This window comes from Hymenobacter actinosclerus (genome assembly GCF_900111515.1).
GTDB classification, from domain to species: Bacteria; Bacteroidota; Bacteroidia; order Cytophagales; family Hymenobacteraceae; genus Hymenobacter; species Hymenobacter actinosclerus.
This window is the reverse complement of the sequence record NZ_FOHS01000006.1, coordinates 117993-134282: the sequence shown is the minus strand read 5'-3', so window position 1 is coordinate 134282 and position 16290 is coordinate 117993. Positions and strand designations below refer to the sequence as shown.

General features: G+C 62.2%; 17 protein-coding genes. 12 read left to right on the top strand and 5 right to left on the bottom strand.

Features of this window, described 5'->3' with window-relative positions; all coding sequences use genetic code 11:
- Positions 1-267: 267 nt before the first annotated feature.
- From BMY67_RS17595 to BMY67_RS17555, 9 genes are all read left to right on the top strand, one after another.
- Positions 268-1527, top strand: a complete 1260-nt coding sequence (locus BMY67_RS17595) for an ABC transporter permease (RefSeq protein ID WP_092774096.1) — start codon at positions 268-270, stop codon at positions 1525-1527.
- A 386-nt stretch (positions 1528-1913) separates the two neighbouring features.
- The gene (locus BMY67_RS17590) at positions 1914-2777 is read left to right on the top strand and encodes an LOG family protein (protein WP_092774095.1); all 864 of its coding nucleotides are present in this window, start codon (positions 1914-1916) and stop codon (positions 2775-2777) included.
- Between the two features lie 202 nt (positions 2778-2979).
- Entirely contained in the window at positions 2980-4197 is a 1218-nt protein-coding gene (locus tag BMY67_RS17585) for a lycopene cyclase family protein (protein WP_092774094.1), read from the top strand.
- A 351-nt stretch (positions 4198-4548) separates the two neighbouring features.
- Complete coding sequence (locus BMY67_RS17580; protein ID WP_092774093.1) at positions 4549-4941, top strand: hypothetical protein; 393 nt, start codon at positions 4549-4551, stop codon at positions 4939-4941.
- A gap of 9 nt (positions 4942-4950) precedes the next feature.
- Entirely contained in the window at positions 4951-5601 is a 651-nt protein-coding gene (locus BMY67_RS17575) for a YceI family protein (RefSeq protein ID WP_245745085.1), read from the top strand.
- A gap of 25 nt (positions 5602-5626) precedes the next feature.
- Positions 5627-6532 carry a DUF5777 family beta-barrel protein gene (locus BMY67_RS17570; RefSeq protein ID WP_092774092.1) on the top strand — a complete coding sequence of 302 codons (906 nt, stop codon included), beginning with the start codon at positions 5627-5629 and terminating at the stop codon, positions 6530-6532.
- Positions 6533-6542: 10 nt separating this feature from the next.
- Positions 6543-6980 (top strand): hypothetical protein, encoded by a 438-nt coding sequence (locus tag BMY67_RS17565; protein ID WP_092774091.1) that lies wholly within the window; start codon positions 6543-6545, stop codon positions 6978-6980.
- Between the two features lie 67 nt (positions 6981-7047).
- Positions 7048-7548 (top strand): group I truncated hemoglobin, encoded by a 501-nt coding sequence (locus BMY67_RS17560; RefSeq protein WP_092774090.1) that lies wholly within the window; start codon positions 7048-7050, stop codon positions 7546-7548.
- 48 nt (positions 7549-7596) lie between these two features.
- The gene (locus BMY67_RS17555) at positions 7597-7896 is read left to right on the top strand and encodes a hypothetical protein (RefSeq protein WP_177189907.1); all 300 of its coding nucleotides are present in this window, start codon (positions 7597-7599) and stop codon (positions 7894-7896) included.
- Positions 7897-7982: 86 nt separating this feature from the next.
- Here BMY67_RS17555 and BMY67_RS17550 read toward each other — a convergent pair whose 3' ends face one another.
- From BMY67_RS17550 to BMY67_RS17540, 3 genes are all read right to left on the bottom strand, one after another.
- Positions 7983-8729, bottom strand: coding sequence for an ABC transporter ATP-binding protein (locus BMY67_RS17550; protein ID WP_245745084.1), 747 nt, complete (start codon positions 8727-8729; stop codon positions 7983-7985).
- 93 nt (positions 8730-8822) lie between these two features.
- Entirely contained in the window at positions 8823-9044 is a 222-nt protein-coding gene (locus BMY67_RS17545) for a DUF2795 domain-containing protein (protein WP_019948259.1), read from the bottom strand.
- Between the two features lie 194 nt (positions 9045-9238).
- On the bottom strand, positions 9239-10582 hold the full coding sequence (locus tag BMY67_RS17540) for a DUF349 domain-containing protein (protein WP_092774087.1): 1344 nt from the start codon (positions 10580-10582) through the stop codon (positions 9239-9241).
- A gap of 202 nt (positions 10583-10784) precedes the next feature.
- Here BMY67_RS17540 and ettA point away from each other — a divergent pair, with 202 nt between their 5' ends.
- From ettA to BMY67_RS17525, 3 genes are all read left to right on the top strand, one after another.
- A complete protein-coding gene (gene ettA / locus BMY67_RS17535) occupies positions 10785-12452 on the top strand; it encodes an energy-dependent translational throttle protein EttA (protein ID WP_092774086.1) in 1668 nt (555 codons plus the stop codon).
- A 217-nt stretch (positions 12453-12669) separates the two neighbouring features.
- Positions 12670-13764 (top strand): Fic family protein, encoded by a 1095-nt coding sequence (locus BMY67_RS17530; protein ID WP_245745083.1) that lies wholly within the window; start codon positions 12670-12672, stop codon positions 13762-13764.
- A gap of 71 nt (positions 13765-13835) precedes the next feature.
- Positions 13836-15323, top strand: a complete 1488-nt coding sequence (locus tag BMY67_RS17525; protein ID WP_092774084.1) for an amidase — start codon at positions 13836-13838, stop codon at positions 15321-15323.
- 51 nt (positions 15324-15374) lie between these two features.
- On the opposite strand, the gene BMY67_RS17520 is transcribed toward BMY67_RS17525, so the two are convergent.
- The gene (locus BMY67_RS17520; protein WP_092774083.1) at positions 15375-15581 is read right to left on the bottom strand and encodes a hypothetical protein; all 207 of its coding nucleotides are present in this window, start codon (positions 15579-15581) and stop codon (positions 15375-15377) included.
- Positions 15582-15635: 54 nt separating this feature from the next.
- Positions 15636-16289 carry a hypothetical protein gene (locus BMY67_RS17515; RefSeq protein ID WP_092774082.1) on the bottom strand — a complete coding sequence of 218 codons (654 nt, stop codon included), beginning with the start codon at positions 16287-16289 and terminating at the stop codon, positions 15636-15638.
- Position 16290 lies beyond the last annotated feature (1 nt).

Here is a 16290-nt window from a genome sequence, read left to right as displayed (position 1 = left end):
AGCCGCAAAAGTACGGATAATTGCCGGATTAATAGTTAATTTTCGCCCGGAAACATTAATTGCCCTCCTTGCGCCCACTTGGCAGGCAGGAAAAGAAGCGGGGGCGTGCGGAGCCACAGTCGAAGCACCTCTCCTGTAACAGGAAGCCCGACGCTTGGTTGGTATTGCCGCCGATTCGGCTTCGTTCCGCCTCCTGGCTCCATCCGCCACCTGTTCAGCATGGCTCTTTCCGTTTAATTCCTTTGCTCCGCCCAGCTCCCCGATTCTATGAAAGCCATTCGCCTGACGCTTGAGAGTTTTCGCTTTGCCTGGGAGGCGCTGAAGGGCAACCTGCTGCGCACCGTGCTGTCGTTGCTGGGCGTTACGGTGGGCATTTTCGCCATCATTGCCGTGTTTACGGTGGTCGACTCGCTCGAAAAAAACATCCGCAGCAGCATGAGCTTCGTGGGCGACAAGGTGATTTACGTGGACAAGTGGCCCTGGGTGTTCGAGCCCAACTTTGCCTGGTGGAAGTACTTCAACCGGCCCGTGCCCAGCGTGCGCGAGTACCGGCTGCTGCAGAAGCAGCTGGGCCCCAACAACGCGGGCGTCGCCATTTTCGCCAGCAAATCGGGCAACACCTTCAAAGCCGGCTCCAACAGCATCGACGACGCCTTTATGCAGGGCGTGAGCTACGAGTACCGCACCATCTCGGACGTGCCCGTGGCCGAGGGCCGCTACTTTACGCAGCAGGAGGTGGAGGGCGCCCGCAACGTGGCCATCATCGGCTATGATATTGCCGCCAACCTGTTTCCGGGCCGCTCGGCGCTGGGCCAGGAGTTTAAAACCCGCGGCCAGCGCTTCACGGTGATTGGGGTGATGGAAAAAGCCGGCAAGAGCCTGCTCGAAATCAAGAGCAACGACACCAACACGTTCATTCCGTTCGGGGCCTTCTCCAAGATATTCGCCATCAACCCCGGCACCGGCAGCGGCGTGTCGGCCACCATCGGCATCAAGGGCCTCGACACCGACCCCGGCCTGCTCGACCTCGAATACGAGGTGAAGGGCCTGATGCGCAACATCCGCGGCCTCAAGCCCCGCGAAGACGACAACTTCGTGCTCAACCGGCCCGAAATGCTGGCCAGCGCCATTTCGGGCCTGTTCTCGATTCTGGGCGTGGCCGGGGGCGTTATTGGCTCGTTTGCCATGCTGGTGGGCGGCTTCGGCATTGCCAACATCATGTTCGTGTCGGTGAAGGAGCGCACCAACATCATCGGCATCCAGAAGTCGCTGGGGGCCAAAAACTACTTCATTCTCTTCCAGTTCCTGTTCGAGGCCGTGTTTCTGTGCCTGCTGGGCGGAGCGGCGGGCCTGCTGCTGGTGTGGCTGGTTACGCTCATCCCGCAGGATTCGCTGCCGCTGTTCATGAGCGGCGGGCGCATTGCCCTGGGCCTCACCGTATCGGTGCTGATTGGGGTGGTAGCGGGCATCGTGCCGGCCGTGCTGGCCGCCAACCTCGACCCCGTTATTGCCATTAGGGCTAAGTAGGGGTGATGGGGTAATAGGGTAATAGGGTAATAGGGTGAGGGAGATGATAGAGGATCTGTCATCCTGAGCGCAGCGAAGGACCTTATCACGCTTGAACGACCGTACTAGCGACCCGGGCTCACTTGATAAGGTCCTTCGCTGCGCTCAGGATGACAGGTCCTCTATCATCTCCCTCACCTCATAACCCCATCACCTCCTCCCCCATCACCCACAAATCATTATCTTGCGAACCGCTATGTAAGGTCGGCCTCCTTTTCGTGAGGGCGGCCTTCCTTTTTGCTTACCTTATTTACCCGTTTGCTTTTTCCGGTGCGCACTGCCCGGTCCGGACGTTCTTCCGGGTCCGGGGCGGGCGGGTTTGCGCCTCATTTTTCCCTTGAATTCCCATGTCGAAACTCCAGAAAGACAGTAAAACCAAAGCGTCTGACCAGGCGCTCAACGCCGGCAGCGGCCAGACCATCGTTCAGCCCAACGTCAACGACAACAAGGTCAAGACCATCAGCGACATCCGCGAACAAACCCACGGCGAGCGGACGGTGCAGGTGGAAGACGAGCAGCGCATTCGCAAAGCCTTTGTTGATAAGGACTGGAACGAGATTAAGATTGCCGACTCCTGGCAAATCTTCAAGGTGATGGCCGAGTTCGTGGAGGGCTTCGAGAAGATGTCGAAAATCGGCCCCTGCGTGTCCATTTTCGGCTCGGCCCGCACCAAGGCCGACAACCCCTACTACCTGATGGCCGAGGAAATTGCGGCCAAGCTCGTGCGCCACGGCTACGGTGTCATCACGGGCGGCGGCCCCGGCATCATGGAGGCCGGCAACAAGGGCGCCCACTCGGAGGGCGGTAAGTCGGTGGGCCTCAACATCGAGCTGCCCTTCGAGCAGTTCAACAACATCTACATCGACCCCGATAAAATCATCAACTTCGACTATTTCTTCGTCCGTAAGGTGATGTTTGTGAAGTACGCGCAGGGCTTCATTGGCATGCCCGGCGGCTTCGGCACCCTCGACGAGCTGTTCGAGGCCATTACGCTCATCCAGACCAAGAAAATCGGCCGCTTCCCCATCGTGCTGGTGGGCACCAAGTACTGGCAGGGCCTGTTCAGCTGGATTGAGGACGTGATGCTGGGCGACGAGCGCAATATCTCGCCCGAAGACATGGACCTGGTACACTTGGTTGATACGTCGGAGGACGCCGTAAAAATCATTGATGACTTCTACGGCAAGTACCTGCTGTCGCCGAACTTCTAAATCATTGATTTGCGCTGATTAGCTGTGATTGCGCTGATTTTTTGACTGGCTGGCGGGTGAGGCACTGCTTCACTTTTGATGCGGGTCGGCTGAACGGCTGAACATTCCGGCTTTCCGGGGCTTTCGAAAGCCGCTGCTTCGGCAGCGGCTTTTTTGTGCGTAGCTTGGTTTGCTTTTCGCGCGTCGCGCTTTTGCCTTTTGTATGCCGAATTCTGCCGCCCCTGCCGCCCTTGCCGAAACGCCTGCCCTAGTGCGCGACTACGACTACCTGATTGTGGGCGGCGGGGCAGCCGGGCTGAGTCTGGCCTACCACATCAGCCAGGAGCCACGGCTCACGGGCAAGCGGGTGCTGATTCTGGAGCCCGAGGCCAAAGACCAGAACGACCGCACCTGGTCGTTCTGGGCCGATGCGCCCACGCTTTTCGACGGCATTGTAGCCCACGAATGGGCAAAACTGGCCTTCCGCAGCCCCAACTTCGAGCGGGTACTGGCCCCGGAGCGCTACCGCTACAAGATGATTCGGGGGCTGGATTTCTACCGCTTCGTGCGGCAGATGCTCACCGGCAACCCGCAGTTCACCTGGCTGCGCACCACGGTGCAGGAGCTGGCCAGCACGCCCACCGGTGCGCGGGCCGGCACGCCCGCGGGCGAGTTCACGGCCCGCTATGCCTTCGACAGCCGCCCGCCCCAGCTACGGGAACTGCGCCGCCCCAGCCACCGCTACCTGCTCCAGCACTTCGTGGGCTGGGAAGTGGAAACCGAGCACGACGCCTTCGACCCCACCACGGCCGAGTTCATGGACTTCCGGGGCGAGCAGGGCCAGGAGGTACGGTTTATGTACGTGCTGCCCTTTAGCCCGCGCCGGGCGCTGGTCGAGTACACCCTGTTTTCGGAAACGCCGCTGGCCAAGGCCGAGTACGAAACCGAACTGCGCCGCTACCTGGCCGCGCTGCCCGGCGCCGGCCACTACCGCATAACGGCCGAAGAAGTGGGCGCTATTCCGATGACCGACCACCCGCTTCCCCTGCAGCAGGGGAAGCACGTGCTGAACCTGGGCACCCGGGCCGGGCGCGCCAAGCCCAGCAGCGGCTACGCCTTCAAGCGCATTCTGGCCCACTCGGCCCGCCTGACCCAGGCGCTGGCTGCCACCGGCCGCCCTCCCCGGCACAGCACCGGCGACCAGTGGCAATTCCGGCTTTTCGACACCCTGCTGCTCGATATTATGCAGCGCCGGGGCGAGCTGACGCGCGACATTTTCAGCCAGCTTTTCCAGCGCAACCCCGTCGACCGGGTTTTCGATTTTCTGGATGAGCGCAGCAGCTGGAAGGCGAATTTCCAGATCATGAACTCGGTTACGCCCTGGCCCTTCCTGCGCTCCATCTGGCACGTGCTGCGCCGCCGGCCGGGGCGGCGGCGGTAACCATAAAGCGCTGATTTTTATTTGGGCAGCCCCGCCAGCCACGTGGCCGGCAGGGCTTTTTGCTTGGTGCCGATGGATAGCAAAACGTACTGCGTTAGCATTCCCATGCTTGGATAATTGTGCTCATTTAAGTTAATGTGGTTTTTTTGACAGATACTTTCCACACATTCAACGAGAGAAACGAGCGTCTTATCGAATCGTGCTAGCGCATACGAGCCACCCAATCCATCTTTGAGAACTCAAGCCCAAAGTTGCAGCCTGTCTGCAGGCTTTCAGAGGGCCTGAAACGACAATAAAAGGCGTGCAATTCCCAAATCGGGATTACAGCCGGTGGCTCCCCTACAACACGATATGAACATACCTTTTACTTCTTCTCTGGCAGGCATTGGTGCGGCGCTGGCCGTGCTGCTAACGGCAGTAGCCAGCGGCTGCACGTACTCGACCGGGGAGGTGCCCAGCCCGTGCCCGACGGCCACCGAAGCCGTCAGCTACGCCCGCGACATTTCGCCCATTTTCGACACCAACTGCCGCAGCTGCCACGGGGCTACCGTGTACCAGACGCTGGGCGGCGGCAACGACTACAGCACCTACCAGGGAATTAAGAACCAGTCGGCCAGCCTGCTGCTGGGCTCGGTGCAGCACGCGCCCGGCTTCGACCCCATGCCTAAGAGCGGCGCCAAGCTGGCCGTGTGCGACATCGCCAAAATAAAGGCCTGGATTGAGGCCGGCCAGCCCAATAACTAAGCGCGGCGGGTGTTCATTTTCCGGACATTTTCCTCTGCCGCCACCCCGCTTACGCGCGCGGCGGGGGCCCCGGGCGCGCCGCGGCTGCTGGGCACCCTGCTGCTCCTGTTGGTGTTGGGCGCCGCACCGCGCAGCTACGCCCAGGGCCGTTTCATGACCAAGGAAGGCCGGGTGAGCTTCTTCTCGACCAGTATCATCGAGGACATTGAGGCCATCAACAATGCCACGGCCTCCATCATCGACCTGACCAGCAACCAGTTTGCTTTTGTGGTTCCCATCAAGGAGTTCACCTTCAAGCGCACCCTCATGCAGGAGCACTTCAACGAGAACTACATGGAATCGGACAAGTACCCGCGAGCGACATTTACCGGTCGGTTTGTGGATGCCAACCTGGCGCAGCTGGCCACGCCGGGCTCGCACACGGTGCGCGCCGAGGGCGACCTGACGCTGCACGGCGTAACGCGGCGGGTGGCGGTTCCGGCCACGCTCGAACTCAAGAGCGGGCAGTTACAGGCCTTTGCCACCTTCAACGTAGCCCCAGCCGATTACAACATCGAAGTGCCGCTCCTGGTGCGCGAAAACATTGCCAAGATAGTCCGCATCCGGGTGGTGCTCATTGCCGACCCGGTAGTTCCCAACGCAGGGCGGGCGGCCAACTAACTCTTACTTCTGCAACTGCTTTTAGATGAAAACATCTGTATCCATTTTCGGGCTCGGGCTGAGCCTGCTGCTGGCCCCGGCCGCCCTGGCCCAGACCACCGACCTGCTCGGCCAGCTTGATGCCCAGACCACTAACCCCGAGAAGCGTGAGGTGGTAGCGGCCACGTTCAAGGCCACGCACATCATCAACTCGCAGTCGGTAGAAACGCCGGGCGAGGGCACGCTGGCCTTCCTGATTCAGCACCGCTTCGGCACGCTTAACAGCGGCGCCTACAACTTCTTCGGCCTCGACCAGGCCGTGCTGCGGCTGGGCTTCGAGTACGGCCTGACTGACCGGCTGACCATCGGCCTGGGCCGCAGCTCGCAGGAAAAAACCTACGACGGCTCGGTGAAGTACCGCGCCATCCGGCAGACAACCGGCGCGCGGGCCATGCCCGTATCAGTGACGCTGTTTGCCTCGTCGGCCATCACCACGCTCAAGTTCAACCGTAACCCCGGGGCGGAGGACCGCTCTACGGCCTCGCGGGTTACCTACGCCTACCAGGCCCTGATTGCCCGCAAGTTCAGCCCCAACCTGTCGGTGCAGCTCATGCCCACGCTCATCCACCGCAACTACGTGGCCACGCCAAGCGAGCAGAACGACGTGTACGCGCTGGGCGGCGGCCTGCGCCAGAAAATCACGAAGCGCACGGCTCTCACGGCCGATTACTACTACCTGTTTCCGGGCAACACGGCCAGCAACTTCCGCAACGCGCTGGGTTTGGGCGTCGATCTGGAAACGGGCGGCCACATTTTCCAGCTGCACGTGACCAACTCGCTGGGCATGACGGAAAAGTTCTTCGTGCCCGAAACCACCGGCAAGTTCTTCTCCGGCGACCTGTACTTTGGCTTCACAGTAGCCCGCAATTTCACCCTCAAGTCGCAGATTTAAGCTTTCCGGCATGAGGACAAGTCGTCGTTTCCGCTGGCTGAAAGCCAAGCTGGCCGGGGCCCTGGTGCTGCTGACGCTGGTTGCCTGGGGCAGCTGGCAGGAGCCCAGCCTGCACGAGTTCACCCCCGTCACCGAGTTTGTTACCCTGACGGCGCCCGACCTGCAGCCGGGCGCGGCGGCCGAGCAATTGCAGGCCCGGGCGCTGGCCCTGCCCGGCGTAACGGCCTGCGCCGTGCGCCCCGAAAAGCAGCTGCTCACGCTGGCCTACCGCCCGGCCGAGCTTAGCGCCGGGCAGCTGCAGCAGCGCCTGAACCTGAGTGCGCTGCCGCAGCCCGAACTCAGCGCCGAGGCCGCCGCCCGGCAGTGCCCGGTGCCGCCGGGCTACGTGCAGGCCCTCGAACGGCTGCGCTTTGCCTTCAACCTGCGTCGGCTTTTCGTGCGCCTGTAGCGCGGCGGGCTGCTGCGTTCCGGTTGATTTTCCTGCTCCTTACTCTTTCGCTTACCTACTTACTTTTATGAACAGAAACCTACTCGCAACCGGCCTGCTGGCCTGCTCCCTGCTGCTGGGAGCCTGCGGCGGCAAAGAAGAAGCTGCCGCTCCTACCCTCTATGACCGCCTGGGTAAAACGGAGGGCATCGCCAGCATCGTGGACGGCCTGATAGCCAACGTGGGTGCCGAAACGGCCGTGCCCAACTCGGTGATGCTTCGTTCGCACAAGCCCATGCTCGATGCCGTAAATGGCGTGAACGGCCAGGCTCCGACCGATCCGACCCGCCTGCAGCGGCTGCGCAACAACTTCGTCGATCAGCTGGGTGAGGCTACCGGCGGCCCGCTTACCTACAAAGGCCTGAGCATGCTCACGGCCCATCGCGGCATGGGCGTTACGGCCAAGGAGTTCAGCGTGTGGCGCGAGCAGCTCGAAGCTTCGCTCAACAGCAACAAGGTGTCGGCCAACGACAAGGCCGAGCTGTACGTCATCATCGACAACATGTACAACGACGTAGTAGGCCACTAAGCCCGCTACTATACTGTTGCTATCCAGTCATCTACTACCAATCCGCTTGTGTCTCTGCTCTCCGATCCGCTTTGTCTGCCCGCTGCCGAAACCGGCACCTCCACCATTCAGCAGCTGACGCAGGCGCTGGAGCAGCTGCGGCAGGAAGAGCTGCGGCGCTTCGGCAGACGGCTCTCCGCCGAGCAGACCGATTCGCTCGATGAGCTGACGACCGCGCTGGTGCAGCGGGTAGTGCAGGGGCTGGCCCAGCGGCTGGGAACCGCCCGCCAGCGGGGCAACAGCACCCCGCTGCTGCAGGTGCTCACGACTCTGTTCGACCTGCAGACCCAGGCTGACGCGGCCCACTAACGGCGGCGTGGCACTGGCCCCGCAAGCCGGGCGGTAAGGGATTCAACAGGCACACGTAAAGCCAGCTTCCGGTTCGGGGGCTGGCTTTATTCATTCACGGCCCCGAAGCTCGCCTCGCTTTCCAGGTAGGCCCGCTCGGTGGCCACCACCCCGGCCGACAACGGCTGCAGGCGGGGTTCGGGGCGCGAGAGGTTGAGCAGGTAGCCGGGCAGCGTGGCGAGGTTGTCGAGGTCGTGGGTGATGCAGAGCACGGTTTTGCCCTCCTGTATCACCCACTCGTGCAACAGCCCGAATACCCGGCGGCGGTAGTACACGTCGAGCTGCTGGGTGGGCTCGTCGAGCAGGCACAGGGCGGCATTCTGCAGGCTGAGCTGGGCCAGCCACACCAGTTGCTGCTCGCCGCCCGAAAGCAGCGTGAAGTCCCGGTCGGCCAGATGGGCGGCGCCCACGCGGGCCAGGGCCGTATCGGCCAGGGCGTAATCGGTGGCCGAGTAGGCGCCCAGGAAACGGTGGTGGCGGAAGCGGCCCATCACGACCAGCTCGCGCACCGGCAGCGAAAACTCGACGCTGGCCCGCTGGGGCAGGTGGGCCAGCAGCCCGGCCGCCGCGGGCCGGCGCACGGTGCGCAGGTTGTGCCCGTTCACGGTCACGGTGCCCTCGTACGGAATCTGGCCGGTGAGGGCGCGCAGCAGCGTGGTTTTGCCGCAGCCGTTGTGCCCGATAACGGCCACGAAGGCCGGTTCGGGTACCGTAAAACACAAATTGCGGAGCAGGACTCGTCGTCCGTACCCCGCAATCAGGTTTTCTATGTGGAGAGGTGAGAGGTCAGACATGAGAAGTGAGAAGTTGAAAGTTCGTTCAGCAACAAGTGCCTGTCAAACACGAACAGTCTCACTTCTCATGTCTGGTATCTCACTTCTAAAACCCTAGTACTCGTCCTCGTTGAACATAAAGTCCTCCTTGGTCGGGTAGTCGGGCCAAACCTCTTCAATGTTTTCGTAGGGCTGGCCGTCGTCTTCCAGGGCCTGCAGGTTTTCTACCACCTCCATCGGGGCACCCGAGCGGATGGAGTAATCAATGAGCTCATCCTTGGTGGCGGGCCAGGGGGCATCTTCCAGATACGAAGCCAGTTCGAGGGTCCAGTACATAAGCGTGTGTGCTACTAAAGAGCTACTAAAAAAATGGTCAAAAACGCGGAGCGCCGTCCGCAAAAACCCGGCCGATACCGCGGGCCTGTCAGAACTACCTCCAGGTCGCTGCGCAAAGGTACGCCGGCGCAATTGCTGACGACAACGTAAATCCGCCGCGAAGGTTAAGCCCGGCCGCCCGACCGGCCCCGGCCTCAGCGCCCGGCCGCCGCCTGATACATGACAATCAGGTCGTTCTTGGTTCTGATTTTGCGGTCGAACGCTCTGATTTTGCTCTGCAACAGTGTCCGGAACGTGTCGTTGGCGGGGCTGGGGCTGAGCTTGTCGAGGTTGTCGGCCAGCACCTGCCGCTCCTGCTGATCGAGGCGGATGAACTCGCGCAGGGCCTGCACCCGCAGCGCCGCCTCGGCGGCCGGCGTGGGGGCGGGCGCGGCGGGGTCGGCGGCCTGCCGTTTGCGCATGTAGTAGTCGAGGGCGCTGGTTTCGAACACCCGGTCGCAGGCCATAATAAACTGCTCCCACACCTGGTCCGACTCTTCGCCCCGCACGGGGCCTACCTGTTTCCAGGCCGCCTGCAGCTCTTTGGCCCGGGCCACCGCTTCGGGCATAGGCCGCTTCAGCAGCTCCTGCGCCTCGGCTACCAAGGCGCGCTTGCGGCGCAGGTTTTCCTCGCCGCTGCTGTTGGTGCCGCCCGCCACGCCAGGGCTGGCAGGCTGCTGGCGCTGGCTTTCGATGTGGGTTTTGAGCCGCTCGAAAAAGTGGTTGTGGGCCGCCCGGAAGCTCGTCCAGAGGTCGGTGGCCTGCTTGCGGGGCAGGCTGCCATCAATTTCCTTCCACGCCTGCTGCAACACTTTCAGCTTGCGGCTGGTGTCCTCAAACTCGGTGGAGTTCTGCAGGGCTTCCGAGCGCCGGATCAGGTCTTTGTACTGCTCAAGCGTGCGGTTGTTCATGGCCTTCTTCACGGCCAGGTAATCCTTCTTGCGGGCGTAGAAGGCATCGGCGGCGGTCTGGAAGCGCTTTTCCAACTCGTCGGTCAGCTCCTTTTCCACCGGCCCGGTTTTAATCCAGGCCTGACGCAGCTCCTTGAGCTGGTTGCTGCCTTCCTGCCAGTCCAGCGTGTCGCGCAGGGCCTCGGCCTGTTCGATGAGGCTGTTTTTGGTAGCCAGGTTTTTAGCCCGGTTCTGCCGCACGGTGGCCTGGATGGCTTCTTCGGCTGCGTTGAGTTGCTGATACAGCCCGGCGAAGTCGCCCAGCGCGTCGTAGCTGCCGGCCTGCTCCTTCAGGTGCAGGGCTTTCATCAGAAACGAGCCCTTGTTGTCCGACTCTTCAATGCTACGCAACAACTCTTCAACCTTGGCCTGGTAGCGGTCGAAGCGCTGGGCAAAGTAGCGCAGCGACGCCTCGGCCGAGTCTTTCACCTGGCCCACCGGCCGGGCCGGATAATCGAGCACGGGACGCAGCCAGACCTGGTCGCCCTCCGTGTAGCCATACTGCCGGGCCTGAGCCAGCAGCTGGTCGGGGGATGCCGGTAATTTCATAATCGGATAGAAAACAACTAAGTGGGAAAGGAAAACTGCGGGCAGAACGAAGTACAAGTTTACGGCTTGTTGGCCAGATTAGCAGCCGGCGCCGGCGGGCGGAATGTTGGGGCGGGCTGCCTACCTTTGATAGGCCGACAACGCCGCCCGGCGGGCTTGCTGCCCGCGCCAGGCCCTTCTTTTTCAGCTTCTTCCTTTTAATATGAGCGACCAGCCCACTATTATTTTCTCGATGGCCGGGGTCACCAAGGTGTACCCGCCCCAGAAACAGGTTCTTAAAAATATCTACCTCTCGTTTTTCTACGGCGCCAAAATCGGCGTGCTCGGCCTCAATGGCTCGGGTAAATCCAGCCTGCTCAAGATTATTGCCGGCGTCGACAAGCAGATTCAGGGCGACGTGGTGTTCTCGCCGGGCTACTCGGTGGGCTACCTGGAGCAGGAACCCCAGCTCGACCCGGCCAAAACGGTGCTCGAAGTAGTGCAGGAGGGCGTGGCCGAAACCGTGGCCCTGCTCAAGGAGTTCGAGGAAATCAACGAAGCCTTCGGTGGCGAAGACCCCGATTTCGACAAGCTGCTGGAGCGCCAGGGCACCGTGCAGGAGCGCCTCGACCAGCTCGACGCCTGGAACCTCGACTCCAAGCTGGAGCGGGCCATGGACGCGCTGCGCACTCCCGACGCCGACGCCATCATCGGCAACCTCTCGGGCGGCGAGAAGCGCCGGGTAGCCCTGTGCCGCCTGCTGCTGCAGGAGCCCGACGTGCTGCTGCTCGACGAGCCCACCAACCACCTCGACGCCGAAAGCGTGCTGTGGCTGGAGCAGCATTTGCAGCAGTACAAAGGCACCGTCATTGCCGTCACTCACGACCGCTACTTCCTCGACAACGTGGCCGGCTGGATTCTGGAGCTCGACCGGGGCGAAGGCATTCCGTGGAAGGGCAACTATTCGTCGTGGCTGGAGCAGAAGGCCAACCGCTTGTCGCAGGAAGAAAAAACCGAGAGCAAGCGCCAGAAAACCCTGCAGCGCGAGCTGGAGTGGGTGCGCATGGCCCCCAAGGCCCGCCAGGCCAAGAGCAAGGCCCGCCTCGCCGGCTACGACAAAATGGTGAACGAGGACTCCAAGGAAAAGGAGCAGAAGCTGGAGCTGTTCATCCCCGACGGCCCCCGCCTCGGCGCCCAGGTAATCGAGGTAGAAGGCCTGCGCAAGGCTTTCGGCGACAAGCTGCTGTTTGACAACCTGAGCTTCTCGCTGCCCCAGGGCGGCATTGTGGGCGTTATCGGGCCGAACGGCGCCGGCAAAACCACGCTGTTCCGCCTCATCACCGACCAGGTACAGCCCGATGCCGGCACCTTCGTGGTGGGCCCCACGGTGCAGACGGCCTACGTGGATCAGCAGCACGACACGCTGGAGCCCAACAAGTCGGTGTTCGAAACCATTTCGGGCGGCACCGAAACGATGATGCTGGCCGGCCGGCCGGTGAACTCGCGGGCCTTCGTGAGCAACTTCAACTTCCGGGGCGGCGACCAGGAAAAGAAAGTCGGCAGCCTGTCGGGCGGCGAGCGGAACCGGGTGCATCTGGCTTCCACGCTCAAGCAGGGCGCCAACCTGCTGCTGCTCGACGAGCCCACCAACGACCTCGATGTGAATGCCATCCGGGCGCTGGAAGATGCGCTGGAGAACTTCGCCGGCTGCGCCGTTATCATCAGCCACGACCGATGGTTTCTCGACCGGCTGGCCACCCACATCCTGGCCTTCGAGGGCAACTCGGAAGTGGTGTGGTTCGAGGGCAACTTCTCCGACTACGAGGAAGCCAAGAAAAAGCGCCTCGGCGACGTGGAGCCCAAGCGCGTGCGCTACCGGAGCCTAAACTAAGGCCCCGCGCCCGATAGCAACGCGCCCGATAGCAACGCGCCGCCGGAAGCAATTCCGGCGGCGCGTTTTGGGTTTGTGGTAGTCAGTCTAGGTAAGGCCAACAGTCATTTTTTATACTTGTGTTCGACTTCATGTAAAGCAAACCGCTATTTTCTATACTTATATTCGACTTCATGTAAAGCAAAAGCTTGTTTCTTTACATGAGTTACTTTATTTCTTGCTCAACCAGCTGCTCTATGGCGCTAAACTGGCAACCTTCCCCACTGCCCCCGCCGGGGAACTGGAAACCCGCCCGGTACTGAAAAAGCTGACGCTGGCGCACCGGGCGTTAGCGGAGCTAAAGGGGGTGCTGGGTATTATTCCGACCGAGGAAATCCTGCTTAACACCCTGCCTTTGCAGGAGGCCAAGGACAGCTCGGCCGTGGAGAACATCATCACTACGCACGACGAATTGTTCCGGGCTGAATTGCGCCTCGAGGAGCTGCCAACCCAAGCCACCAAGGAGGTGCAGAACTACGCGGCGGCGCTGGGGCTGGGCTTCGAGCTGGTGCAGACACAGGGCTTTTTGAGTGTCAACCAAATAGCCCGCATTCAGGCTGAGCTGGAGCACAACAACGCCGGTTACCGCCGCTTGCCCGGTACTACCCTTAAAAATCAGCAGACGGGCGAGGTCGTTTTTACCCCCCCGCAGGATTACGATACCATCATGGAGCTGATGGGCAACCTCGAACAATACCTGAATGACGACTCGCTGAGCGATGCCGATCCGCTGGTGAAAATGGCCGTGCTGCATTTCCAGTTCGAGAGCGTCCACCCGTTTTATGATGGCAACGGCCGAACCGGCCGTATTCTGAATATTCTGTACCTGGTCCTCAAGGGGCTGCTGGAATTGCCAGTGTTCTACCTCAGCCGCTATCTGATTAGGCACAAGGCCGATTATTACCGCCTGCTGCAACACGTGCGCGACACGGGCGAGTGGGAACCCTGGCTGCTTTATATGCTGACCGGCATCGAGCAGACTGCCCGCGAAACCATTCGGTTAATTAATGATATGCGGCAGCTGATGCAGCATACCAGACAGCGGCTTCGGGAGTATAAATTCTACAGCCAGGACCTACTAAATAATCTTTTTCGTCATCCGTACACCAAAATTGAATTCGTGCAGCAGGAGTTAGGCGTAAGCCGGCTGACTGCGGCCAGCTACCTGAATCAGTTGGCCGCACCCGGCGGACTGCTCCAAAAGTACAAGCTGGGTAAGTCAAACTACTACGTGAATCAGCCGTTGTTCGACCTGCTGGCCCGGTTGGCGTAGCCCCGGAAATTGCGCTGAAGAACGTCGCCGGTCCGAACAACAAAAAACAATCAACGAAAAACGACCCGCCCATGACCTTTGCCGAATACGACCAGCTCGACGGCCTTGCCCAGGCCGACCTCGTGCGCCGGGGCCAGCTAACGGCCGCCGAGCTGTGCGCTGCCGCCGTGGCCCGTGCCGAAGCCGTGAACCCGCGCCTCAACGCCGTGGTGCGGCCCCTGTACGAGGCGGCCGAGGCGCGGGCCGCGGCCGGGCTGCCGGCCGGGACTTTCGGGGGCGTGCCGTTTCTGCTCAAGGATTTTGGGGCCCAGTACGCGGGCGTGCCGCACAGCTCCGGCAGTCGGGCATTGCAGGGTTTCGTGCCGGCGCAGGATGCTGAGCTAGTGCGGCGCTGGCAGGCGGCGGGCCTGAATGTGCTGGGCAAAACCAACACGCCCGAGTTTGCGCTGATGGGCGTGACCGAGCCCGCCCTGTTTGGGCCCACGCGCAACCCCTGGAACCTGGCCCACACGCCCGGCGGCTCCAGCGGCGGGGCGGCGGCGGCCGTGGCGGCCGGCATCGTACCGGTAGCGGGGGCCGGCGACGGGGGCGGCTCCATCCGGATTCCGGCGGCCTGCTGCGGGCTGTTCGGCCTCAAGCCCAGCCGGGGCCGCAACCCCACAGGCCCCGAGCAGGGCGAAAAGTGGCAGGGCGCGGCCGTCGAGCACGTACTCAGCCGCTCGGTGCGCGACAGCGCGGCCCTGCTCGATGCTACCTGCGGCCCCGACCCCGGCGCGCCCTACTTCCTGCCCCCACCCGCCCGGCCCTACCTGGAAGAAGTGAGCCGTGAGCCGGGCCAACTGCGCATCGCCTTCAGCCTGGGCCACCCGCTGGGCAAGCCCCTGCACCCCGAATGCGCCACGGCGGTGCGCGAGGCCGCCGCGCTGCTCGAAAGCCTGGGCCACCGCGTAGAGGAAGTGCCGCTGCCCTTCGACGGGCAGGCCGTGGCGCGGGCGTTTCTGATGCTGTACTTCGGCGAAACCGGGGCCAGCATTGCCGCCCTGGCGCAGCACCTGGGCCGGCCGGCCCGCCCGGCCGACGTGGAGCCCACCACCTGGCTGCTGGGGTTGCTGGGCCGCACTTACTCGGCGGCCGACTTCGCCGCCGCCCGCCATTCCTGGAACGACTGCGCCCGTAGCCTCGGCCGCTTCCACCAGACCTATGACCTGCTGCTCACGCCCATGTTGGCCGTGCCGCCGGTGCGCATCGGCGAGCTGCAACCCAAGCCTACCGAACAGCTGCTGCTGAAGCTGGTAAACACCTTCGGGCTGGGTGGACTGATGCGCCGCTCGGGCCTGGTGGAGCAGCTGGCCGAGCAGAGCCTCGAAAAAACGCCTTACACCCAGTTCGTCAACCTCACGGGCCAGCCCGCTATGTCGGTGCCCCTGCACTGGACCGCCGACGGCCTCCCCTGCGGCGTGCAGTTCGTGGCCCCGCTGGGCGCCGAGGACGTGCTGTTCCGCGTGGCCGGCCAGCTGGAACAGGCCCGGCCATGGTTTGGGCGGCGGCCGGTTCTTTGAGCTATCAGCTGTTGTTTCGTACTGGACAGTGAAATGAATTGATTGCCCGGCTTACTGCGGCATGAACCAGTGTAGGTAGGCGCAGTTGGCGCACTCGTAGCTCACGGCCATCGGATCCGACCACTCGGAGGTAAACAGGCCGGCGCGGTCCAGCCTTATTTTGTGGCGGTGAAACCGGTTGTGGCCGCAGATAACGCAGCGCAGCGCGTGGCCCTTGATTTCAACGCCGACCGGCTCGGGAGCATCAAATAAACCCATAGTAGTAACAGGTCGAATTAAGTATGGCCCGGACCGGCGCGGCCCCGCCACCGATTATAGTTGGTAGGTGAGCGTAGGCGTGAGCGTGAGCATCTCGAAGGTGGAAACCGAGATGAGGTAGTAGCCACGCACCTTCAGGCCCAGCCGCAGCCGCGTATCAATGGGCCGCGAGTATTCCAGCCCGGCCACTACGCCACCTTCCTCGGCGTAGCTGTTGCCGCGGTTGCTTTCGTAAATAGTGGCCGTGGGTGAGCCAAACGGGCTGAGCGGACCGGGGTAGATAGTCTGCGAAGCAGTAGTGAGGTAAAGCAGACCGGCGTGGGCTTTGAAATAGGGCGTCAGCTCCCGCTCGTACAGGGCCTGAAAAGCATTATTGACGTAGCGCAGCCGAAAATCGGTAAATCTTGTGCCCACCGTCGACTGGTAGGGAATATGCTTCTCATCCATGTTCACGCTGCGGGTGTAGCCCAGCGCCACGGTCCCGCGCTGCCCCACGCGGTACGAAACCTCGGCCCCACCCGCCGTACCCAGCAGCCGCACATGCTGTAGCTCGTAGGGCGTATCACGGAACGAGGAGGCGAAAAAGTTGCCCACGGCGCCATAATGCACCTGCACTCCCACGCGCCGCATCGGGGCATCGGCTTGCTGCGCCAGCGTCGGGCCGCTACCTGCCAGCAACAGGCCAGCCAGAATTTTTTTTAATTGCATA